This is a genomic window from Flammeovirga sp. EKP202 (genome assembly GCF_014534745.1).
Classification (GTDB): domain Bacteria; phylum Bacteroidota; class Bacteroidia; order Cytophagales; family Flammeovirgaceae; genus Flammeovirga.
The window spans coordinates 46,684-70,002 of sequence record NZ_JACVVP010000014.1 but is presented as its reverse complement, the minus strand read 5'-3'; the positions used below and the strand labels follow the sequence as shown (position 1 = coordinate 70,002).

Genomic DNA, 23,319 nt, shown 5'->3' with positions numbered 1-23,319 from the left:
TTTATATATACAATGAAAAAAATGCTTTCAATGATCACATTAGCATTAGTAACCGTGATCAATGCAATTGCTCAAGATAAAATTCCTATCACTTCTGATGACTACGGTAACAGTAGCGTAGAGATGGCCGACCTAATGCGTGATAATGGAAAAATATACGTTGTTGTAGCTGTAATTGCAGCTTTATGGGTTGGCATGACAATTTATCTTTTTATGGTAGATAAAAAGGTAAGTAAGTTGGAGAAAATGGTAGAAGAACAATAAAACATCTAAACACATTATGAAAAAGTCTCATATTTTTGGATTAGTGATCATTGCTGTAATGATCAGTATTCTAGTTGTCACTGCCGGCGATGCGAGTCAATATGTTGATTTCACTGAAGCTTACAGTTTAGCAGAAGATGGAAATACATCAAAAGTTCATGTGATTGGCGAGCTTCAAAAAGACAAAAATGGAAATGTAATCGGTATTGATTATAATCCTGCTAAAGACCCTAATTACCTTGCCTTTACTTTAGTAGACGATAAAAACGTAGTGAAGAAAGTAGTTTGTTATTCACCTCCTGCCTCTATGAGAGATTTTGAAAAATCTGAAAAAGTAGTGGTGATCGGTAGAGCAAAAGGCGAAGGTCAAGAATTTCTCGCAAGTGAAATTTTGATGAAATGCCCTTCAAAATACGAAGAAACTGAATTATAATATTTCAGCCTAGATACAAAAAGTCCCTTCTGAACTTAATCAGAAGGGACTTTTTTATTTAAACTTTTTCCAACTGTGCTGTATTTTTCAACCTTGTTAGATCTTTTGCTTTGGCACTTGTAAAAGAAAGAAGATAATCTGCTAGAGTATCATCATCTAATCGCGTACGATCAATGACGGTATCATGGATCTCTTCATTTCCTTTTTGAATGTGCTCCAAGAAATCATTTCTCAATTTGCTAAATTCTAGCATTTTTAGCTTAGCATCATTGTAAGTCAAATTATGGTTTTTCATAATTTCACCTACTCTAAACTGATAAGTGCTGTTGATCTTTATTCTTAAAGCGTTCTTCAACATTGAAGCAAAGTATCCACCTCCTCTACCCAAGATCACTACATTACCTCTTTCAAAGTAAGTATGCATTACGGCTTCCAAAGCTGAAGTTAGATGACCATCTAATTTATTGTAATTCTTACCAAAAGAATGGATTAACTGTTCTACGAAACCTTTCTTTTCAAAAGGAACATATTCCTCCACATCTTTATAGGAAACTTTTAATTTTTCAGAAAGATCATGGATGACAGTTGTATCAATAAGTTTCCAAGGTTGATCATTAAGGTTGAAACCAATTTTTTGATCATTCAGTTTTTGTACTAATTTTTCTCCAACATCTCTTACACCTGACCCATATTCTCTTGAAATAGTCACCACCATTCCTTTAGAATAAGGATGTTTCTTCAATTTTTTCCGAAACTGTAATTCAATGTTTTTAATAAGTTGAGAATAGATATTTGCGTCCATGACAGTAGTGTTTTATAGGTTAAAGATTTATTAACTGTAATATAAACACTTATGTTATCATTTACGCTGACGCCTATCACCAAAACAGAATGATATGATAAAACCTACTCAGAACTCATTGTCTCTGCCGCTGTAATTAACAGAGATGAACTAATTCTTTTCTTGAAGTTAGGGTTGATGTACTCAAAATTAATCTCGCCATTCTGACGTACAAAGAATACCGCAGGAACAGGTAGCATTTTATGTCTTCCTCCTGTTGTCATGACAATATCCATCCCTAGATTGGTATATTTACTGAATTCCTTTTCAGTAAGTTCGAAAGCTAAGCCAAAACTTTTAGCCGCAATCATATCACTATCTGACAATAAAGAGTAATTCATCATATGTTTGTCATAAGTAAGTGCTAAATGCTCCGGTGTATCGGGTGATATAGCGATAATTTGATAGCCAATACTTACAAGATAATCAGACACCTCTCCTAATCCAGATAACTGTCTGTTACAATAAGGACACCAACCTCCTCTGTAGAAAATGAGTACCGTCGGCTTCTTATTCATCTCTTTTCTGAGGTTGATCTCATTTCCATCTACGTCACGAAGAATAATATCTTTCGGAATATATTCTCCAATAAGTAAAGGTGAAATGTCTGAGGCGTTTCCTGGTATACTTTGAGCAAAGGCTGTAGCTGATAATGACCCAAGAATTAAGATTAAAATTGCCTTTAAAAATCGGTTTGAATTGATGTTTGGGAAATACATTTGAAAATTAAGCATAATTAATTAATAGTCAGAGTGTTTAATATAAATGAAGCAAATAAAAAGTGAAACAAATTCAATAATAAAAAGTTTTAAAATACCTACTGAAATTTTAGTATAAACATTCCATTTTCACAAATGTAAAAATATAAATCTAAACCTTCTATACTGCAAGAATTCTTTTATGTTTTACCAAAAAGGTTAAAGGTAAAAATTGGTATTGAGTAAAATGATGTTTTCAGAAAACAATAAAGAATTGATGATAATCTATTTTAGCATTCAACTTATCATTGAATTTCTTCTTAATTTATAAAAAACTCTCTTAAAGACTTCTCTTTTTGTGACTTAACTCTCAAAAAATGTAACTTTCTAGAGTTTATTTCATCATTGCAACGTATGAGAAATCACCTTATTCACATATTACTTCTTCTTATCACTTTCATAGTTCCGTCTTTTAGTTTTAGTCAATCCCTGAAAGATAGTACTCAGTTGAATGGATATGTGAGAGATATCAATGATAAAATTACAGGAAGTGTCTTTCTCTCCAATTCAAAACTAACATTACTTTTCAACAATTATCCTCCTAAAAATTGGTGGGACAGTGATGGTTTGATCTTAAGAGATCGACCAAAAGATGTCATTTACGTTCCCAACAACAGCTATTTGATTGGTCTTGGTATCAGCTTTGGGAATTTAGGAGTTCGTGCCAGTGTACAGACACCTATTTCAGAATATGATGAGAGCATTTATGGAAAATCAAGTGTCTTTCGACTAAGAGTGGATGGTTTTGTCAAGAAATGGTATTTGGATGCAGAATATTATCGCTATTCGGGTTTTACAGAAACGAATACAGGCATTTATGACAGTACTTGGAATACCCCTCAAAAGCTAATCAGAGGTGATATTATCACACGGTCGATCAATCTTCATGCGGTTCGATTTTCGAATAAGAAGTTTAGTTATAAAGCCATCTTCAAACAAAAAGAAATTCAACTTAGAAGTGCCTTCACCACCTATTTTAAAGGGCGCTATCGTTCGGAAAATTACAATGCAAGTGCTCCTTTTTTGCCTCCATTAGCAAGAAATCCAGCATCAAAGTTTGGAACGATGAGTCGACTTACGATGAATGACCTCACTTTAATTGGAGGAGGTGCAGGTGTGTTGGTGTGGAAAGGGTTTTACCTAGGTGCTATGGTTGGTGTTGGAGCTGGTGTACAACATCAAAGTTATACACTGGCTACTGAGTCCGGTACTCGCTATGCTTTCATCCCTGCCTTGGATGTTAAAGGTTCGGCTGGTTATAATACAAAAAGGATGTTTATTACATTATCTGTCAATTCAGAAATTACTTATAGTGTATTACCTTCGGTTCTAGATCAAGAATTTTTAGCAATCAGCTATTTCACCAATTTCGAAGTGAATTGTGGGTATCGTTTTGATATGGGACCTCGACTGAATAATACAGTTCAGTGGACCAACCATTTTATAAAGAGCACTTTTGATGCCGTCATGGGAAAAAATAACATAAAAAATAAGGAACAAGATTAGTCTTGTCCCCTATTCAATCTATATAACCAAGTAAAATTTAATTTTCTCAATGTTTAAAACAAATGGCAAACATCTGCTTATAAGTATTAGAAAGAGCCTCTTAGTTTGTAAGTATCTGCTACTTTCGTAATGGCCACCATATACGATGCGATACGAAGAGATACATTGTGCTTTTCGGCAATACCAAACACTCTTTCGAAAGCTTCTTTCATAATTCGGTCACTTCTTCTATTTACTCTATCACGAGTCCATTTGTAACCTAATCGGTTTTGCACCCATTCGAAGTAAGAAACTGTAACCCCTCCTGCATTTGCCAAAATATCAGGTACTACGACCACGCCTTTCTCATGTAGAATTTTATCAGCTTTAGCACCTGTTGGGCCATTGGCTCCTTCTACAATTAATTTTGCTTTAATGGCATCTGCATTTTTTATATTGATCACATCTTCCTTGGCAGCTGGAACCAAGACATCTACTTCTAGTTCCAATAATGCCTCATTGGTGATCTTCTCCCCACCTGTAAAACCTTCTAGGGTTTTATAAGTAGCTCTATATTCACTGGCTTCTCTCAAATCAATACCATCAGGATTAAAAAACGCTCCTGTATGATCTGAGATGGCTGTAATTTTTAATCCTTTTTGAGCTAACAGCTTAGCGGCATTACTTCCAACGTTACCAAAACCTTGAATGGCAGCAGTTGCACCATTAGGATTGATTTTCATCTTACGTAAAGCTTCCATAGCTGAAACCATTACGCCTCTACCGGTCGCTTCTACTCTACCAAGAGAACCACCCAAAACCAATGGTTTTCCAGTTACTACGGCTTGAACCGTTTTACCTTGTGCTTTGGAATATTCATCCATAATCCAAGCCATTTCCTGAGGACCTGTTCCCATATCTGGTGCAGGGATGTCAATATCAGGACCAAAGATTTCATACATTTTTACAGTGTAAGCTCTTGTCAACCTTTCGAGTTCACCTTTTGACATATTTGCAGGATCACATTTGATCCCTCCTTTGGCTCCCCCATATGGAATATCTACAACGGCACATTTCCATGTCATCCATGCGGCCAACGCTTTCACCTCATCAAGATTCACATCCATATCATAACGAACCCCTCCTTTAGAAGGTCCTAACGTATTGGAATGTATTACTCTGTATCCCTCGAATACTTTTTTATGGCCATCATCCATCACAATGGGTAATGACACAATCACTTGTTTTGCAGGACTTTTTAAAACCTCATAAGTTTCTAAATCTAACCCAAGCTTTTCGGCAGCGATATTGAATCGCTCCATCATAGACTCAAATGGATTCTCCTTGTCAGTAATTGGTGCAGGTTCAATGTACCCCATGTAAATTTATTTTATGTGTAAATATTACGTTTATTAATGCAAATACCTTAAAATCCATTCAAATAAGCAAATTATTTGTTCAAAATGATTGAAGAATAATTCCTAACCATTTTATAATCAAATGGATATTTTCTTATTCGCTATACTGACGATTGCTGTAAGAGAGACAGGTAAGGAAGAAATATTGCTGGGTTTCGTGACGATTTATAGATGATGTTATTTTCTTTGTTCCAGTATGAATAAAATGATTTTCGTACCAATGACTTACCCCTCCGTTAATATATTTTTCAACATCATTTGCGGGGGAATAATCTTTGTAAACCACTACTTTACATCCTTCTTCATATTCTAAACGGTTCGATATTTTGTAGAAAAAGCTATCTCTACTCACATGTAGAAAAGCTACTTTTTTATGATCTGCATATGCTTGAACAGACTCTACAGGTAATTTGTTCTTTAAGCTTCTAGCCATATAGGTATTGTCCCATTGCATTTTTCCATTTTCAGGATCAAATCCACATGCGATAACTCTTTTGTAGCGACATTCCAAAGGGAACGGATTTCCCCCTTTTAATTTATCAACATTCAATGCATAAGGAATGTATTCCCCTTTTTTCATGATTTGATTCTCATAATTCTGTAAAAACCGCTTTGGAGTAGGAACATCTGCTCTAGAGAAGAAACTCTCAGTAGTATATTTAGCATCACTAGTAAAAGGATAAGTATATTCCATTTCCTCCATCACAAAAACAATCTGACCATTCATAAATTGTAATTCATGCTCTTGTAATGTAAGATGCTGTGGAATAACCTTGTTTCTCTCTCTTTTATTTTGAAATTTTTCTTTGATGTGTTCTTGTTCTTTCTCACTTAGGTGACTATTGAAATTATTGAAGAATAAGAAATCATAAAACTTCGGTCTCAAACGATAACTGTTTCTCCCAACAGCCATGGTATACACCCCTTGCACATCTTCTTCATAACTCCCTAAACCATAGGTCCCAATGATCATCAATTCTCCTTTTGTATTATGATAAGGTCGGAAAGTTAAGTAGTTATAATCCCTTTGTGCTTCCTCAAAATATTGCTTATCCAATCGCCCATCCACTGTATAGTCATTAATATAAACACCTCTATGTTCACTTGACATTTCAGCTTTGATCACAACAGTAAGAAGATCCACTTTATGATCCCATTTCATACAAACAACACCTCCATTGAGTTGGTTGATGGAAGGTAAAATAGTTCTTTTACCACTCTCAAGATCCCAACGTGAAACAAATGGCCTCGCATCTGCGGCCCCTCCTAAGAAGCAGACATTATCCTCTATCTCGAAATAATCAATGGTCATTTTCTCTACATTTCTGTAGAAAAATACCTTATGAGATCCATCTTCAAGATGAATACGTAACACTTGATAGTTCCTTTTGCTTGAACGCATCAAATAATAAGCGTATTTATCGTCAAAGTCTTCTGAAAGAAAATCTCCATAATGAGTCAGACTGATGGTCTTCACCCATTTTTTCTGAAAATTTGATTTGATATACGTTACTTCTAATTCTGAAACGATATCTTTTTCTTCTCCAGCATATCTGTTTCTTAGCACAATCAAGCCTTGATCTCCCATCGGATTAATATGATAATTACCATCATATTCGTGTAGCATTGGAAATCGGATTGTGTTTTCTTCAAAAGTTTGTGAATGACTGGCAGTCGTTAGACTCAAAGTCAAAATGAAAATTAGGAATGGATAAAATTTTGTCTTCATGAGATAATGATAGTTGATAAAGGGTAGTAACTAGGTCGAAATGAGATCTAGAAATTAGTACTTTTTAATCCAAAATATTTGAAATAAAATGTACTTTTGTTGGGTTCTAACTTGCTTGATTTTTTATACTAGCAGATGATAAGAATCCTATAATTCTGGGCTAATAACAAACTCTATTATTTGAGAAAAGATCACTTTAATAAAGTAAATAGTTACCTTTTCTTTGTAATGAACAATAAATTAAGAATCCATTTTGAATAATTCACAAGTTAAAGAGTTAAATACCAATCACTTAACAAAGAAACTTTTAATTAGAGTAAGCTTTCTTATAATTATCCTATTTCAAATTATAGTGATAGTTAAATTCTTGTTTCCTTATAATGTTAAAACCACCTATGGTCAAGTGGTATTATCATCAAATAATAATATTATAGGGGCCACGCTTAACACCACTGATAAATGGAGGCTTCATGTTGAAAACGACAGTGTATCAAACTTTTTCAAACAAGCTATCATAGAAAAAGAAGACCAATGGTTTTACTATCATTTCGGTGTTGACCCTTTAGCCATTGGGAGGGCTTTTATAAATAACCTTTTGACGGGGAAAAGAACCTCAGGAGCATCTACTATAAGTATGCAAGTGATTCGTTTGTTGGAACCCAAGAAGAGAACCTATTGGAATAAAATAGTAGAAATATTAAAAGCTATTCAACTGGAAATCACTTATTCCAAAGATGAAATTTTAAATCTATACCTCAACCTTATCCCTTTTGGTGGAAACATTGAGGGTATTTATTCAGCTTCATTATTATACCTTCAAAAAAAACCTTTACTTCTGAGTCCAGCAGAGGCTTGCCTTTTATCTATTATCCCTAACCGACCTACTTCATTAGCCATTAATAGCTCAAAAAAACAACTGAAAAAAGAAAGAAATATATGGTTGGAAAGGTATTATGAAATGGGGTTATTCGATAAAAGTACTTTGAATACCGCTCTTACTGAACCGATTTATTTTCAACGAAAAAAAATCAACAACCTTACCCCTCACCTCAACCAAAGGCTTTATAATGAACATCCTCTACAGCTTTCATTTTCAACCGGCATTAACGAAAAAGTACAAATAAGAGCTCAAAAGATCGTTAAAAATTATTCAAGAGTCATTCAATCTTATGGTATTCAAAATGCTGCTGCCATAATTATTGATAACCAAAACCATAAAATCATCGCATACATAGGGTCGCAAGACTTTGAAGACGATCAAAATACAGGACAAGTAGATGGCGTTAAAGCTGTAAGGTCGCCGGGAAGTACTTTAAAACCTTTGGTGTACGGAATGGGGTTTGATAAAGGTTTAATTACACCTCAACAGATGATATTGGATGTACCCACAGACTTTGGAACCTACAGTCCCATGAATTATGATCAAAAGTTCAGAGGGAGTATCACAGTACAAGAGGCACTTACTCAATCTTTAAATATTCCTGCTGTTGCTTTGCTCGAAGAGGTAGGCATTCACAACTTTGTACAGAAATTAACGCTTGCAGAGTTTTCTACTATTCAACGTCAACAAAAAAGATTAGGCCTGTCTACTGTATTAGGTGGATGTGGGGTTACTTTGGAAGAATTAGCTAAACTCTACTCTTCCTTCGCCAATAAGGGAATTTATCACAGCATTTCTGTATTGAACCCAACGGAAAAACATGAAACTGAAATTATAAGTGAAGAGAGTGCTTATATGCTCAGAGAAATTTTGAGTACCCTAAAAAGGCCCGATTTACCGAATAATCCACAAAATAGTATAAATGTACCAAAAATTGCATGGAAAACAGGTACGTCGTACGGTAGAAAAGACGCATGGAGCATTGGTTATAATTCAAAATATACTGTTGGGGTTTGGTGTGGTAACTTTTCCAATGAAGGCGTCCAAGAATTAACAGGGGCAGAAATTGCTACTCCTCTTCTTTTTAGGATTTTTAGAAGTCTGTATCCTTCAAATAATGTTGTGGAAGAAGACGTAGAAGTTCCTGATAACTTATTCAAACGAAATGTATGTGCTGTAACGGGGCTTGTCCCTAATCACTTCTGTGATCATCAAATCAATGATTGGTACATACCATTGGTTTCTTCTACAAAAAAATGTACACACAAAAAGATAGTTTTTATAGATCCTAGTGAAAAATTTTCCTACTGTTCAGAGTGTCTACCAAAACATGGAGGGTACATCAAGAAAAGTTATCCTAATCCTCCTAAAGATTTAACACAATATTACATTGATGAGAAAATTCCATTTCCTTTTGCTCCTCCTCACAATCCAAATTGTCAAAGTATGATTTCGGGTAATCCACCAGAAATTGTCTCCCCTTTGGACGGGAGAACCTATTTTGTATCACAAACCAATGCTGAATTAGAGCTCAAAGCGATCACCTCAAATGATGTAGACTATGTATTTTGGTATGTCAATGATCATTTCAAAGGAAAAATTGATAAAAGAGAAACATTCTTCTACAAACCTTCTCTTGGAAAAAATAAGATTTCTTGCAGTGATGATAAAGGTAGAAATACTGATATTTCTATCTTTGTAAAGTAAGTTCAAAAAACTTACATCATAAAAACTCAAAACTTCTTTAAATAGAAATACGCATTTACACTATATGATCGAACTTGCAGGACTTATCGGGTTGGGATTTTTTGCACAGTGGCTTGGTTGGAGAATCAAGATTCCTGCAATCTTACCGCTTATATTAATAGGCCTTTTAGTAGGACCCTTCTCTACGTATTTCACTCCCGATGGCTCGAAGTTTATTGACGGAGATAAAATTTTTCACGGGGAACTATTATTTGATGTTGTCAACTTATCAGTGGGATTAATTCTTTTTGAGGGAGGAATGACACTCAAATTAAAAGAAACCAAAAATATTGGAAGTGTAATTTGGCGTTTACTCTTTTTCGGCACCTTTATTACATTAATCGGAGGAGCTATTGCCACGCACTATATCATGGGGATCAGTTATAGAATAGCATTCCTTTTCAGTGCGTTGATCATTGTAAGTGGCCCCACTGTTATTGGGCCTTTATTGAGAAATGTAAAGCCAAACGCTCGTATTAATACCATTTTAAAGTGGGAAGGAATTTTAATCGATCCAGTAGGTGCTTTAACGGCCATTCTTATTTTTGATTTCATTATTTCTGGTCAACCCAATGAGCTATTTACCTTCTTTGCACTAAAAGGATTTACATTACTGACTTTATCAGGGTTAATTTCTGGAGGAATAGCCGCTTTTATAACTACAAGAGTTTTAAATCAAAGATTGTTACCTGATCATCTTAAGAATACAGTTATCCTTGGTTTTGTGATTGCCACTTTTGCCTTTTCAGACCTTTTACATGCTGAATCGGGATTATTAGCAGTGACGGTATATGGGATGATATTAGCGAACTCAAAAGTAGCTTCAATTAAATCTATTTTGGCTTTCAAAGAAGATGTAACACTCATTTTGATATCCTTTCTCTTTGTGATGTTGTCTTCAAGAATGAATATCAGTGACCTTGAAGCATTAGCCAATTTCCAAAGTATTTTCTTATTTATTGTTATTATTTATGTGTTGCGACCCTTGGTGGTTCTCTTTAGTACTTTGGGGACGTCACTGACATGGAAAGAAAGAATTTTCATCTCCTATATCTCTCCAAGAGGTATAGTTGCTGCAGGTGTTGCCTCTTTATTCACATTAAAACTTACTCAAGGTATTGCACCTATCACTCCTGCCCAAGTCGAAGAAGCTAAGTTATTACTTCCTCTGACTTTTATGATCATCATTGGCACAGTGATTCTTCAGGGTTTGACCGCAAAACCTTTTGCTAAACTATTAAAAGTTACGAGACAAGAACCTAATGGTATTCTATTCCTTGGGGCAAGTGAAGTAGGACTTTTTATTGCTAAGATATTACAACAATATCATATACCTGTAATGGTTTCTGATACATCAGAGCAAAACTTAAGGGAAGCCAAAAGACATAGGATCCCAACTTATGAAGGAAGTATTTTATCAGATGGTGCCATAGAAAATGTAGACTTTTCAGCATATGGTCAACTTTTTTCAACAACTTCCAATAATGAAATTAATATTTTGGGTAACCGTACCATCTCCTCTGAATTGGGTATGAATAAAGTTTTTCGTATTGCTTCAAAGATGGAAGTTGAAATGCATACACTTCAAAAACCACAACATTTACTCTTCAGAGGAAAATATGATTTTATTGGATTAAGTACATTGATCCGTAAAAAACATCAGGTAAAACATATCAAAGTTCAGAAGTCAATGGACCAAGAAGAGAGTATCGATTTCTTAGAGCAGCTTGATTTACCGGTGTTTATCATCCATGAAAACAACTATGTAACTCCCGTTACCGACTCTCTTAATGAAATCAATGAAGGGGACGAAATTGTCTATATTAAGTTTAATGAATAACAAATCATTGAATATTAGGTTAATTAAACCTAAAATATTTTGAATAATTTCTATCTAACATTATTTATGTAAGTGGTAAGCGATACTGTGAGGATATCGAAAAGTGAGTTTGAAAGTACGTAATGAAAAAGAGAGTCGCTATTGATATAGGCAATACTTTAATGAAAGTTGGATTCTTTCAAGACAACGAATTGATAGATGTTTGTGTCTTTAAAGAGGAAGTAGAACTTATAAAAGCATTAAAAGACTTCTCTTGCGAATGTATTGGTATAGCAAATGTGGGCAAAATTGAAAATAATTTGGTCCAAGAACTAGAAAAAGAGTTTGATGTTGTTATTATTACATCAGATTTGAAATTACCGTTCATCAATCGTTACGCAACTCCTAAAACATTGGGTGTAGATCGAATTGCAGCAGTAGTTGGTGCAATGTCTGTTTTCCCTAATGAAAACTGTCTTGTTATTGATATCGGCACTTGTGTCACTTATGATTTCATTAATTACAAAAACGAATATTTAGGTGGTGGAATTTCACCAGGAATAAATATGAGATTAAAAGCAATGCATTCATTTACGGCTAACTTACCTCTTCTAGAATGGGAAGAAACTAATGTCGACCTGATCGGCAACAGTACTGATAATTGTATGTTATCAGGGGCGGTAAATGGTATCACGGCTGAAATTGATGGAATTATTCGCCAATATGAGGCAAAATTTGGTAGAATTAATAATTTACTATGCGGTGGAGTTGCAAATACTTTTGAATCTAAATTAAATTCAAGCATCTTTGCAGACCGAAATTTGGTTCTCAAGGGAATCGATAGTATCCTGAGATTACATGTATAGACGTATTAATCATATCATTCTTACTTGCCTCTCAATTTTTGCGTTCACTACAACAGCTTCAGCGCAAATAGGCAATTCTCCTTTTACAGCATTAGGAGTTGGAAATCCTGTAGAAGCGACCTCTGTTCGAAATAGAGGTATGGGTAACACAGGTGTAGGCTTAGCAAGTTATGGACATTCCAATTTGCTCAACCCTGCGACGTTAACTTATAACAACTTAACGCTTTTTGAAATCGGTATGTATGCCGAACAAAGAACGTTAACAGCAGAAAACCAAACGCAGGCCGACTACGGTGGAGGTTTAAGTTATATGACTTTTGCTTTTCCGGTGAGTCAAAGGTGGACAATGAGTATTGGATTCAAACCTTTCACTACAGTGGGGTACAGATTCTCTCAGCTTGACACTTTAAGTATACCTGTTAATGGTCAATTAACTCCTGCTAAGTATTACGCAATACAGAATGAAGGTAAAGGTGGTATTAACCAAGTTTATTTTTCAAATGCATTTCGTGTTGCAAAAGGCCTTTCAATTGGTCTTGAATTAGGGTACAACATTGGAGTTATAGAAAGAAATACAAAAACTGAACTCATCGACGGTTCAAGCGACTTTATCTCAGCTAGAGGTGTTCGTTTAAATTACAGAGGTTTAGTTTATAAGCCAGGGGTTTACTACTCTCATCACCTAGGTTCTAAAGAAAAGGGATCGAGAATTAACTTTGGTGCTACATATACTTTTGAACAACAAGTTAATGTAAAACGTCTAGAAGATATTCAAACACGTTCTACAACTGACTTAATTTTAAATAGAGATACTATTATTGTCGATAATTCACAAGTCGCAACAATGCCTCAGGAACTTGCAGTAGGTTTGAGTTACGAATTAGTAGGGAAATTGGCAGTAGCAGTTGACTTTAAACATCAAAATTGGTCAAACTTTGTTGATTATGATGGAAGATCTCAACTAACAGATACTTATAAAATAGGTTTTGGTGTTGAATATACTTCTAACTACTTATCAACAAGCTATTTTGATAGGATTACATATAGAGGTGGTTTCTCTTACGGAGTATCTCCTTATGAACCCTACGGACCTGATAAAAAGATTAAAGAGTATTTAGTGACGGCTGGTATTGAATTCCCGATGGGCTTTTCTTCCTTATCTGTCTCTGGACAATATGGGTGGAAAGAATCAGAGGTTCAAAACAGTAATACCTTCGATGATCGTCACTATCAATTAAATATAGGTGTAACAATCAACGATCGCTGGTTTGTAAGGCGAAAAATCAACTAATCAATCGGATTTTCAAACATGAATAAGTTAGCAACCTTTCTATTAGGACTAATGTTTGTAGCAGGAATTGCTCAAGCACAAGAAGAAGGAACAGAAGCCGAAAAGGACAATGGTTTAACCGAACAAAATGCTGCTGATGGTAGCGTGAAAAAAGGATGTGATGCGAGAGGGTATTGCTGGGGTGAGAATGTAGAAGAGACTAAGTCGAAATACACTTTCTTCTCTGATAATATGAAAGCAAAGAATTACGGACAAGAAACACTTGACGCATTCAATTACTTGTATTCTAATGCTCCATATATCCATAAAAACTTATACATCTACGGATTGAAGCTTTTCAAAGCTAAACTTTCTGCTGAAACGAAGAAAAAAGATGCCGCAGATAAAGGTCTTATCACAGAGTATGAAGACATGGTGCTTAAACTATATGATGAGAGAGGTAAATACTTTGGTGAAGCTGAAAAGTGGGAATCAACAAAAGGTAAATACTTATACAGATATGTAAAAGATCGTCCTGATTTCGACGAGAGACTTCCTGAGTACTATACTTTCTATAGAAAAGTAGCTGACAGAGACGGTGTTAAAACTGATGATTCAAACATGTCAGCTTATGTTGCAATCGTAGCTAAGTTACACATTGCTTACAAAAAAGCGGTTCAAGGATTTAACAAAGATCCTAAAACAAAAGCTCAAAAGTCAGCAATCTTAACTGCAAATTCAGTAATTGCAAACAAAGATGGTAAGTACACTGATGATCAAATCAAAGAGTACACTGCTAAAAAGGCTGCTGCTGAGAAAGAATTAGTAAATCTTGAAACTGCGTTTGAAACAAATGACGCTGAATTCAAAAAGTACAAAACTTTCAATGAAAACTGGTTAATGGACGAATATGATTTCGTTTCTGAAATTGCTGGTAAAAACATTGAAATTGCTACTGCTGCAAAGAAAGATAAAGATGTAAAAGCTTGGACTCGTATTCAAACTATGGGTGATAAGTACATCATGGGTATGTTAGATATCGATTGTGACTTCATCAACGATAAATTAGGTGCTAAATTTAAAGCTGATCCTTCTGATATTGCTACTGCTAAAAAGATCTTCGGTTACTCAATCCGTAAGAAATGTACTGACGGTCCTTACTTCTTAGATGCTGCATTAGTAGTATTTGAAGCTGAACCTCAAGCTGCAATGGCAAGTGTTATCGCTGGTCAATACATCAAAAAAGACGATGTAGACAAAGCTATCGAGTGGAAAGAAAAAGCTATTGAATTATACGCTGAAGACCCTACAAAACAAGCTGAGACTTCAATTGACCTTGCGAAGTTATATAACAAGAAAGGTTTAAAAACTCAAGCTCGTGCTCAAGCTTACAAAGCAGTCGAGTTTGATAGTGAAATCTCAAAAGAAGCTTACACTTTCATTGGTGACCTTTACATGGGTTCTTACAAGCAATGTTTCGAGTCTTCAAATGACAATGTTCATGAGAGAGCTTGTTACTTAGCAGCTTACGATATGTATTCTAAAGCTGGTGCTTCATCTAAAATGGCTGCTGCTCAAAAGCAATTCCCTTCTAAGTCTGATGTATTTACATTAGCTGCGAAAGGTTATGCAGAAGGTAAGCCTTTACAAATTGGATGTTGGATCGGTGGATCAACTACTTTAAGAGTTCGTCCATAGTTTTCAATAAACATTGAAAAAACTTCAAGCCTCATACTTCAAAAGTATGGGGCTTTTTTTATTACAAACTATTATATGAAATGAAAAAACTATTATTAATCACTCTCTCCTATTTACTTTTTATAAGCTGCTCTCCTTCTTCAGATGAAGTAACAGTCACATGGAATATCAAATTAAATCATCCAGTTGAGAAAGATCTCTATATTGTCGGCAATCAGGACTTCTTAGGAGCCTGGGACCCCTCACAAATCAAAATGGAGAAAGTAAATGAATTGAACTGGAGTTTTAGCCATAAAGTTGAACCTAGGAAATTATTAGAATTTAAATTTACACTGGGTGACTGGAAATTTCAAGCCACAGATAAAAATGGAAATGAAAGACAAAATGACGAGTTTATAGTACCTCAACGAGACACTACTTTCCATTTAACGATTGAGCAATGGACGGATGGCAAAGAGAAAAAAAACCAAGGTCAAATCACTGGTGAAGTTCGTTATCACCAAAACTTTCATATTGATGGACTTTTAGATAGGGATATTATCGTATGGTTGCCACCCTCCTATTTTAGCGACACAGATAAAAGGTATCCTGTATTGTATATGCATGATGGACAAAATATCATAGACCCTGCAACATCTTCATTTGGTGTAGACTGGCAGGTAGATGAAACGGTAGACAGTTTAGTCCGCAAAGGTCTACTTAAGGAGATTATTATTGTAGGATCATACTGTACTACGGATCGAACCGAAGACTATGGAGATACAGATAAAGGAAAAATCTATCGTAAATCAATCGCTATTGATCTAAAACATTTTATTGACAATATCTATAGAACTAAACCTGAAAAGCAAAATACAGTAGTAGCAGGCTCTTCAATGGGAGGCTTGGTCAGTTTTATGATTGCGTGGGAATATTCGGACCTATTTAAGGGTGCAATATGCATGTCGCCTGCCTTTAAATATGAAGATTTTGATCACATAGAAAGTATCAAAGATAGTTCTAAAAAAGATCTTCTCATTTACATTGACAATGGAGGTAAGCAAGTAGATATTATACTTCAAGAAGGTGTTGATATGATGTCTGAGTCACTTCAAGAAAAAGGTTTCAAACAAAATAATGATCTTTTTGTAGTGATTGATAAGGAGGCTAGACATTCAGAAGGAGATTGGGCAAAGCGATTTCCTAATGCAATTCAGTTGTTTTTTAAGAAATAATAAGTTTCAAATCAAACAATTAACCCTTTTATTACTTTAATTTTGCAGTAGAAGGGTGTTTTTATATTACCCTAATCATTTGCTTAAATTCATTACAATCAAAACAATAAAAGAATATGAAAAAGTATTTTCTACTTTTCAGCATTTCGTTCTTCTATTTTTCTCAAAATTTATATTCTCAAAACTATAAAACCAATCAAAAATTATTAGCAGAGAAAGAGAATCAATTACAAAAATTAGAAAAAGAATTTAGTATAGATTCGGTTTCTCTAAGCAGTTTAGTTTATGGACTAGAAAGAGAAATTAGAAATATTGAACACGAACGAGATTCAATACATCAATATCTAAATGATATTAAGCCTGTCAATAACGCTATAGGTACTTTTAAAAAGGATATCAGCATTACCAATAAGACGGATAAGAAAGATTACTATTTTGATGAAGGAGATTCCGTATTACTAGTCAATCACTCTAGAAGTACTTTCACCTTTCAAACTACTAACGGTTATCAGTATACTATCAATAAGAAGTATATTAAAGCAGTCAGTGGAAAAAAAGAAACTACATCATTAATCGCCCAATATCAAAACAAGGTTGAAGACTACAATGAACTTGTTGCCTCGCTTCCTTCTAAAGAATGGTTTCAATACGATATCAAAAGGGTACAAAAAGAACGAGATAATTATCAGGCTCAATACGATCAAATGGTCAATGAGATACAATTGATAAAAGAAGAAATAAAACAGCTAAGTGCTATTCTCAATATCAAAACTACAATATAAAATAAAAAGGCTACCAAAATAATGGTAGCCTTTATGCAAATTAATTATTCGATTAATTGAAGGATTATAAGTAGAATACCTGAACAAATTTTCTTGAGTAATTAGCACCGTCTGACTTAGTACTGTTTTGCATGTTCAAGCTTTAGTGAAATTATATTTATAATTGAATTGGCTAGTATGTATGTAATTTCTTATTCTATGACTGAAAATGAATCAATGTATTTTTTATCATCAATTTCCAACTCTATCATGTAAACTCCTGATGGAAAGTCATTTAATTCATATTTAGTATACTTTTTGGCTCCTGCCAAAAATTTATCTTCATAGATGGTTTCGCCAAATTCATCTTGAAGTTTTAATTTAATGAACCCTTTAATCTGAGCATCTAGCATCAAATATAAATCCTCATCCTTAACAGATATCTCAAACTTCTCTTGTTGAGAAGTAAGGGTATAATTCATCATAATAGCTGTTTTAGAAGGAGTTACGAAAAACTCACGAGTCATTATTTTATCTTCAAACCTCATTTGAAAAATAAATTTCCCAACAGGAAGTGACTTTAGATTAATATCTTCTCTCACTTTTCCAGTAGAAATTATTGTTTTCTCATGATAAATATTTCCTTGTCTATCTGATATTCTAAAGTTTATTTCTTCTCCATTTAAATCGTCAAATATCAAGCTTACAGCTTTACCATTTAAAGACGCTTTAAAGAAATATGATATACCATTAAATGGTAAGTAAAAGTCATTTGCTAAAGCCGTTATACTCGATAACGACACTATAAATAATGCACTTAAGATGATTAGTTTTTTCATAATATTTAGAGAGATTAGTGGGATGTAATAATTGAATGTTTGTATTAGTATGTGATTTAATATATGACAAAGGTAGAAGTAGAAAAATAGTTATAATATGTCGATCAACACATTTACATAATTTTTTACACCATATTTAAAACTGCTAAAACGCAGCATTCAAAATATAAGTATTTCAATGAAATAGATCTATCATTAATGAAATTACAATAACATTCTATATACACCCCTTTAATTCAATTTATTCAAAAATCGATTTAAAAAATACGAACATTAAACGTACCTAATACACCATGATATAACAGCTAATTTGTTGTTATGTGAAAAATGAAATATTTTTTATTTTTTTTAAGATTCAATTGTTGTTGATAGGCTATTATAAGTTGTCATTAATTCAAAGTAAGTACTAAGTCAAAAGTATTTAATTTAAATTCAGTCTATTTTTTCAACAACATGAAAGCTATAACTATTATTCTATTTCTTCTATTTTCATTTACAGCTATATCGGCTCAAGAAAAAAACTCTTTTTGGAAATCATTAAAAGTTACTGGTTTAGGAATTGGTGAAATTGGTTTTCAGTGGGATCCTCTTGATGATGATGAAGACAAATGGTACAATTTACCTGCTGATCAAAGAAAAGAAGAAGATCGTCCACATGGGTTTGTTTCTTATGGCTTAGACTTACAACTCAATTATATGATTGACGGTGCTTCTTTTGTAGGTCTAGGATATCAACATCAACAGTTTGTGGAGCAAGATATTTTAGGACCAATGAATACCTATTATCTACATTTCAGAACAGGTGATGATTTTGACAGCAAATATTGTCTTTTTGTTGAATTAGATCTGGGTGGTTGTTATATGCAAAGTTACATAGAAGGTATCATGTACAGGGCAACTGTAGGTGTTGATTTCAATGGTCTCAAAATTCCTCAGGTTACCCCTACTGTCAATTTATATATTGGTCAAAGGGTGTTGAGTAATATATCAACGTTAAAAAATTCAGGTGGTTTTTATACGATGTTTGGAGCAAGTATTGGGATGAGAATTCATTAATAAAAGAAAAACCTCATACCCTTTCGGATATGAGGTTCTACTATTTTGAAGTTCCTCACTTTCTAAGTGTGGTGATGAACTGATTCTTCTAACATTGGGTGGTTTTGAGGGATCAAACCGCCTTTGCTTAGACCTGTGAAATACAAGTATAAGAAGATCGATAAGAAGATCATACCCGTACCAATTTCAGTTAAACCGAATCCTCCATTTTCTTTTAATGAACCTGGAACGATTAATAAGCAGTACTCCATGAAGTGACCGAAAATTACAACTACTGCTACAATTTTCATCATGATAGTCTTACGCTTAGCGTCACGAGTCATTAATACGAAGAATGGGAATAAGAAGTTAGTTACTAAAATACCGAAGAATAATGGAGCGTAAGTGTCGCTCTTCAAACGGTCAATAAAGTATACTGTTTCTTCTGGAATGTTCGCATAGTAAATCAATAAGAATTGAGAGAACCATAAGTACGACCAGAAGATAGAGAAACCAAATAAGAACTTACCTAAGTCATGTAAGTGGTTCTCGTTTACTAATTTCAAATAACCCATGTCTTGTAGGATCAAAACGAACAATGACATGAACGCCACTGCAGTTACTAACCAACCTGCAAGGATATACCACCCGAATAGAGTAGAGAACCAGTGCGTGTCGATTGACATGATCCAATCCCATGAAGTGATTGATTCAGAAATACCGAAGAAAATTAAGAAAGCTACTGAAAGTCTCTGTGCTTTTCTGAAGTATTTCGTTGTTCCTGACATATCTTGATCTTCAGCCTTAGTTACTTTGTTCAAGATGAACCCAAAGAAAGTCCAAATTGTAACGAAAAGTACCATTCTGAATAAGAAGAAAGGAACGTTTAAGAAATCTGTTTTACCTGCAATGATTGCATCATAGGTAGGTGAGTTAGGATCAGCAATTCCATCGTGTGTCCAGTGGAAAATTGTATGAGAACCTACTAAGAAAGTAATCAATAATACAATACCACCAACTGGGATAAACTGACGGAAGTTCAACATTACTCTCATGATTAATGTAGGCCAACCTGAGTTCGCTACATATTGAAGAGCAAAGAAGAAGAAACCTAACAGGGCTACGCCTGTGAAGAATACTCCACTCATCCAGAAATCTACGATGATACGCTGATACCAGTGGAATTCACCGTGGTGTCCTCCGCCATGAGCGTCACCGTGAGCACCATCTGAAGCAACAGAAGCTACCTCAGTTGCATGCTGTACTGCTGCATGATGATCATCATGACCACCACCCATCATCAAGAAGATCGCACCCAACACGAACAATACCACTCCGATACCGCCGATGAGCAACACGTTCTTCTTCAGTTTACCATCAAAAGTAAACTGTTCTTGAACATTTTTAAGATCTACATCTACGTGTGCCATATCTCTATATTTAATATAGTTAAGATCGTTGGGACGATCTAGTTTCCTTGAAGTTTTCTAACATACTTAACAATAGCCCAACGCTCTTCAGGGTTCACCTGAGATTTGTGAGGCCACATATTTCCTTTACCGTGAGTGATCACGTGGAAAATATGTCCATCAGTTGCTTTCTTGATCGATCTACCTTTCAAGTTAGCTACACCACCGTATACTTTACCTACTTTACCTTTACCGTCACCTTTTTCACCGTGACAAGGCATACAGTAAGCTGTAAATAAGTGCTCACCTTGAGCTAATACAGCAGGAGTTGCTTCTAATGGATTTTTTAAGTTAGCGGCTGCCCACTCTAATGAATCTTTTGAAACCTCCATATAATAAAGGATTGCTTGATCCGCAGTAGGTGCTGCTTGACCAGTAACTTTTGTAAAGTTTTGACGCTTTACAGTACCAGCAACTGGATCCTTAACGTTGATTTTTCTCTTTTTACCTTCAGAGTAGTAATCATTGTAAGGTGTCGAGTTGACAAAGTCAGGGTAGTAGAATTGCTCTAATACTCCTCCAGCGATGTCATCATCTGTAAACTGTGAAAGTGGCTCGTAAGGTACTGAGTGGTACATTTGAGGAGCATATTCAAGACCAGTGAAGTTACCGTCACCTTGAATCTTACATCCTGTCATTGCCAATGCTGCTGCACCTATCGCGATTGCTTTCATTACAACTTTATTCGTTCGCATATTGCGTAATGTTTTTTCGTGATAAGATCATTAACCTTTTAACTCTCTCGCAGAATCTGTTACGCCTTTCGTAAACAAGTCTGACACATAATCGAAGAAAGAAGCTTTCTTTTCTCTTTCTGTGAAACTCTTGTTGTTTACTTCTTCAGCACCAACTTCTTGCAATAAAGCTTTAAGCTCATCTTCTGAAAGCGAATTCTTAGCTAAGTCGATAGCCATGATATGCTTGTCATCTGATTGACGACGGTCGAAGATTTGAGGAACTTTGTGTGGCTTCAAGTCTTGTGAAACGAAGAATGAACCCGCCATTCCGAATGCAGAGAATAATACTGTCAATTCGAAAGTAATCGGCACAAAGTCAGGAATTGCAATAAATCCTTTACCACCAATGATCATAGGCCATTCAAAACCCATAATCCACGATTGTAATAAAATCGCACAAGTAGTACCTAGAGCTCCAAATCCGAAAGCTGCTCTTGGCATCCAAGAACGCTTATAACCTAATGCATCTTCTAAGAAGTGAACAGGATACGGAGTAAATACCTCATAGATTTTTACACCTTTCTTTCTTAAAGCTTTTACGGCTTTAACCAAGATATCTTGATCACCAAAAACGCCTACTAAATAATTTGTGTTTTTTTCCATCTCTAAATGCTTTTTTATAGATCAACTGGAACTCTATCTGCCTCAGGTACTACTTCGTTTGAGATAGTACGACGAGACTTGTACACCTTAGAATCAGAATCTTTCAATACTGATTTCACCTCTGCCATGTTTACTACTGGGAAGTACTTCGCAAATGCTAAGAACAATGTGAAGAATAAACCAAAAGTAAATACATAACACATCACGTCAGTGATTGTAGGGTTGAAGTACAACCATGATGATGGTAAGTAATCACGGTGAAGTGACGTTACGATAATTACGAAACGCTCGAACCACATACCAATGTTTACTACGATTGAGATAAAGAAGATAAACGGAATGTTTGTTCTTAATTTCTTCACGTAGAATACCTGAGGAGAGATTACGTTACATGCCATCATTGACCAGTATGCCCACCAGTATTGGCCAGTCATACGGTTTACGAATGCATATTGCTCGTATTCTACGCCTGAGTACCATGCGATTACGAATTCGGTAATATATGCGATACCTACAACAGAACCAGTAATTGTAACTACTAGTGACATCATTTCGATGTGTTCCATTGTGATATAATCTTCTAATTTATACAACTTACGTGTCACCAACATCAACGTTAACACCATGGCGAATCCTGAGAAGATCGCACCAGCTACGAAGTATGGAGGGAAGATTGTTGTATGCCATCCTGGAATTACTGACGTTGCAAAGTCCATTGATACGATGGTGTGTACTGAAAGTACTAGAGGTGTTGATAAACCTGCTAAGATCAATGAAACTGCTTCGTAGTGCATCCAAGTTTTTGCTGAACCGTTGAAGCCCATTGAAAGAGCACCGTAGATCAAACGAGGAATCGGCTTGATGGCACGGTCACGGATTGTAGCAAAGTCAGGAACAAGACCAATAAACCAGAATACTAATGATACTGAGAAATACGTCGAGATCGCGAATACGTCCCAAAGTAATGGTGAGTTGAAGTTCACCCAAAGAGAACCATAAGTGTTTGGCAATGGTAATGCCCAAATACCACCAATCCAAGGACGACCCATGTGTACTACTGGCCAGATAGCGGCACAGATTACGGCAAAGATTGTCATTGCTTCCGCTGCACGGTTAATTGAAGTTCTCCATTTTTGACGGAATAACAACAATACCGCTGAGATTAGTGTACCTGCGTGACCGATACCTACCCACCATACGAAGTTGGTAATATCCCACGCCCATTGAACTGTCTTGTTAAGACCCCAACGACCAATACCGTTCCACAGCATGTCACCTAAATAGTAACCACCTGCAAGAAGTAAGAATAACGATAACGCCATTCCTCCAAACCAACCCTTAGAAGGGTTCGCTTCTACTGGTCGACAGACATCTTCTGTTATGTCCTTGTATGTTTTACCACCAGTTACCAGTGGTTCACGGACTTTCGATACTATCTGCATTTTATCTTATGT

Annotated in this window: 20 protein-coding genes; 11 read left to right on the top strand and 9 right to left on the bottom strand. The window is 35.2% G+C overall.

Annotated features, from left to right (window positions below; translation table 11 throughout):
• Positions 1-12 precede the first annotated feature (12 nt).
• Together IC221_RS10725 and IC221_RS10720 are read left to right on the top strand one after the other, a co-directional pair.
• Positions 13-264: a CcmD family protein gene (locus IC221_RS10725; protein WP_044209994.1), complete on the top strand. Its 252-nt coding sequence runs from the start codon at positions 13-15 to the stop codon at positions 262-264.
• A gap of 16 nt (positions 265-280) precedes the next feature.
• A complete protein-coding gene (locus IC221_RS10720) occupies positions 281-697 on the top strand; it encodes a cytochrome c maturation protein CcmE (RefSeq protein WP_188168972.1) in 417 nt (138 codons plus the stop codon).
• Positions 698-755: 58 nt separating this feature from the next.
• On the opposite strand, the gene IC221_RS10715 is transcribed toward IC221_RS10720, so the two are convergent.
• Positions 756-1,499: an AAA family ATPase gene (locus IC221_RS10715; protein WP_188168971.1), complete on the bottom strand. Its 744-nt coding sequence runs from the start codon at positions 1,497-1,499 to the stop codon at positions 756-758.
• 104 nt (positions 1,500-1,603) lie between these two features.
• The gene (locus IC221_RS10710; protein ID WP_223241356.1) at positions 1,604-2,272 is read right to left on the bottom strand and encodes a peroxiredoxin-like family protein; all 669 of its coding nucleotides are present in this window, start codon (positions 2,270-2,272) and stop codon (positions 1,604-1,606) included.
• A 378-nt stretch (positions 2,273-2,650) separates the two neighbouring features.
• Here IC221_RS10710 and IC221_RS10705 point away from each other — a divergent pair, with 378 nt between their 5' ends.
• Complete coding sequence (locus tag IC221_RS10705; protein WP_188168970.1) at positions 2,651-3,802, top strand: DUF4421 family protein; 1,152 nt, start codon at positions 2,651-2,653, stop codon at positions 3,800-3,802.
• A gap of 86 nt (positions 3,803-3,888) precedes the next feature.
• Here IC221_RS10705 and IC221_RS10700 read toward each other — a convergent pair whose 3' ends face one another.
• Together IC221_RS10700 and IC221_RS10695 are read right to left on the bottom strand one after the other, a co-directional pair.
• Positions 3,889-5,160 carry a Glu/Leu/Phe/Val dehydrogenase gene (locus IC221_RS10700; RefSeq protein ID WP_188168969.1) on the bottom strand — a complete coding sequence of 424 codons (1,272 nt, stop codon included), beginning with the start codon at positions 5,158-5,160 and terminating at the stop codon, positions 3,889-3,891.
• Between the two features lie 133 nt (positions 5,161-5,293).
• A complete protein-coding gene (locus IC221_RS10695) occupies positions 5,294-6,928 on the bottom strand; it encodes a hypothetical protein (RefSeq protein ID WP_188168968.1) in 1,635 nt (544 codons plus the stop codon).
• Between the two features lie 352 nt (positions 6,929-7,280).
• Between IC221_RS10695 and pbpC the strand changes: the two genes are divergently transcribed.
• The 7 genes from pbpC (at position 7,281) to IC221_RS10660 (ending at position 17,203) form a co-directional block, all read left to right on the top strand.
• A complete protein-coding gene (gene pbpC, locus IC221_RS10690; protein WP_188168967.1) occupies positions 7,281-9,515 on the top strand; it encodes a penicillin-binding protein 1C in 2,235 nt (744 codons plus the stop codon).
• Between the two features lie 64 nt (positions 9,516-9,579).
• The gene (locus tag IC221_RS10685) at positions 9,580-11,394 is read left to right on the top strand and encodes a sodium:proton antiporter (protein WP_188168966.1); all 1,815 of its coding nucleotides are present in this window, start codon (positions 9,580-9,582) and stop codon (positions 11,392-11,394) included.
• Positions 11,395-11,516: 122 nt separating this feature from the next.
• Positions 11,517-12,239 carry a type III pantothenate kinase gene (locus tag IC221_RS10680; protein ID WP_188168965.1) on the top strand — a complete coding sequence of 241 codons (723 nt, stop codon included), beginning with the start codon at positions 11,517-11,519 and terminating at the stop codon, positions 12,237-12,239.
• Positions 12,232-13,530 (top strand): OmpP1/FadL family transporter, encoded by a 1,299-nt coding sequence (locus IC221_RS10675; protein ID WP_188168964.1) that lies wholly within the window; start codon positions 12,232-12,234, stop codon positions 13,528-13,530. Before IC221_RS10680 ends, IC221_RS10675 begins: the two co-directional genes overlap by 8 nt.
• An 18-nt stretch (positions 13,531-13,548) precedes the next feature.
• Positions 13,549-15,207 carry a hypothetical protein gene (locus tag IC221_RS10670; protein ID WP_188168963.1) on the top strand — a complete coding sequence of 553 codons (1,659 nt, stop codon included), beginning with the start codon at positions 13,549-13,551 and terminating at the stop codon, positions 15,205-15,207.
• An 80-nt stretch (positions 15,208-15,287) separates the two neighbouring features.
• On the top strand, positions 15,288-16,421 hold the full coding sequence (locus tag IC221_RS10665; protein WP_188168962.1) for an alpha/beta hydrolase-fold protein: 1,134 nt from the start codon (positions 15,288-15,290) through the stop codon (positions 16,419-16,421).
• 116 nt (positions 16,422-16,537) lie between these two features.
• Positions 16,538-17,203 (top strand): hypothetical protein, encoded by a 666-nt coding sequence (locus tag IC221_RS10660; protein WP_188168961.1) that lies wholly within the window; start codon positions 16,538-16,540, stop codon positions 17,201-17,203.
• Positions 17,204-17,394: 191 nt separating this feature from the next.
• On the opposite strand, the gene IC221_RS10655 is transcribed toward IC221_RS10660, so the two are convergent.
• Entirely contained in the window at positions 17,395-18,021 is a 627-nt protein-coding gene (locus IC221_RS10655) for a hypothetical protein (protein ID WP_188168960.1), read from the bottom strand.
• A 453-nt stretch (positions 18,022-18,474) separates the two neighbouring features.
• Here IC221_RS10655 and IC221_RS10650 point away from each other — a divergent pair, with 453 nt between their 5' ends.
• Positions 18,475-19,077 carry a hypothetical protein gene (locus IC221_RS10650; RefSeq protein WP_188168959.1) on the top strand — a complete coding sequence of 201 codons (603 nt, stop codon included), beginning with the start codon at positions 18,475-18,477 and terminating at the stop codon, positions 19,075-19,077.
• 62 nt (positions 19,078-19,139) lie between these two features.
• Here the strand turns inward: IC221_RS10650 and IC221_RS10645 are convergent, their stop codons facing one another.
• Genes IC221_RS10645 through nrfD form a run of 4 tightly spaced genes read right to left on the bottom strand, consistent with a single transcriptional unit; the run spans position 19,140 to position 23,307 of the window.
• A complete protein-coding gene (locus tag IC221_RS10645) occupies positions 19,140-20,486 on the bottom strand; it encodes a quinol:cytochrome C oxidoreductase (RefSeq protein ID WP_188168958.1) in 1,347 nt (448 codons plus the stop codon).
• A 38-nt stretch (positions 20,487-20,524) separates the two neighbouring features.
• A complete protein-coding gene (locus IC221_RS10640; protein ID WP_223241355.1) occupies positions 20,525-21,220 on the bottom strand; it encodes a cytochrome c in 696 nt (231 codons plus the stop codon).
• A gap of 30 nt (positions 21,221-21,250) precedes the next feature.
• Positions 21,251-21,865: a DUF3341 domain-containing protein gene (locus IC221_RS10635; protein ID WP_044210026.1), complete on the bottom strand. Its 615-nt coding sequence runs from the start codon at positions 21,863-21,865 to the stop codon at positions 21,251-21,253.
• A 14-nt stretch (positions 21,866-21,879) separates the two neighbouring features.
• Positions 21,880-23,307: an NrfD/PsrC family molybdoenzyme membrane anchor subunit gene (nrfD, locus tag IC221_RS10630; RefSeq protein WP_044210028.1), complete on the bottom strand. Its 1,428-nt coding sequence runs from the start codon at positions 23,305-23,307 to the stop codon at positions 21,880-21,882.
• Between the last annotated feature and the right edge of the window lie 12 nt (positions 23,308-23,319).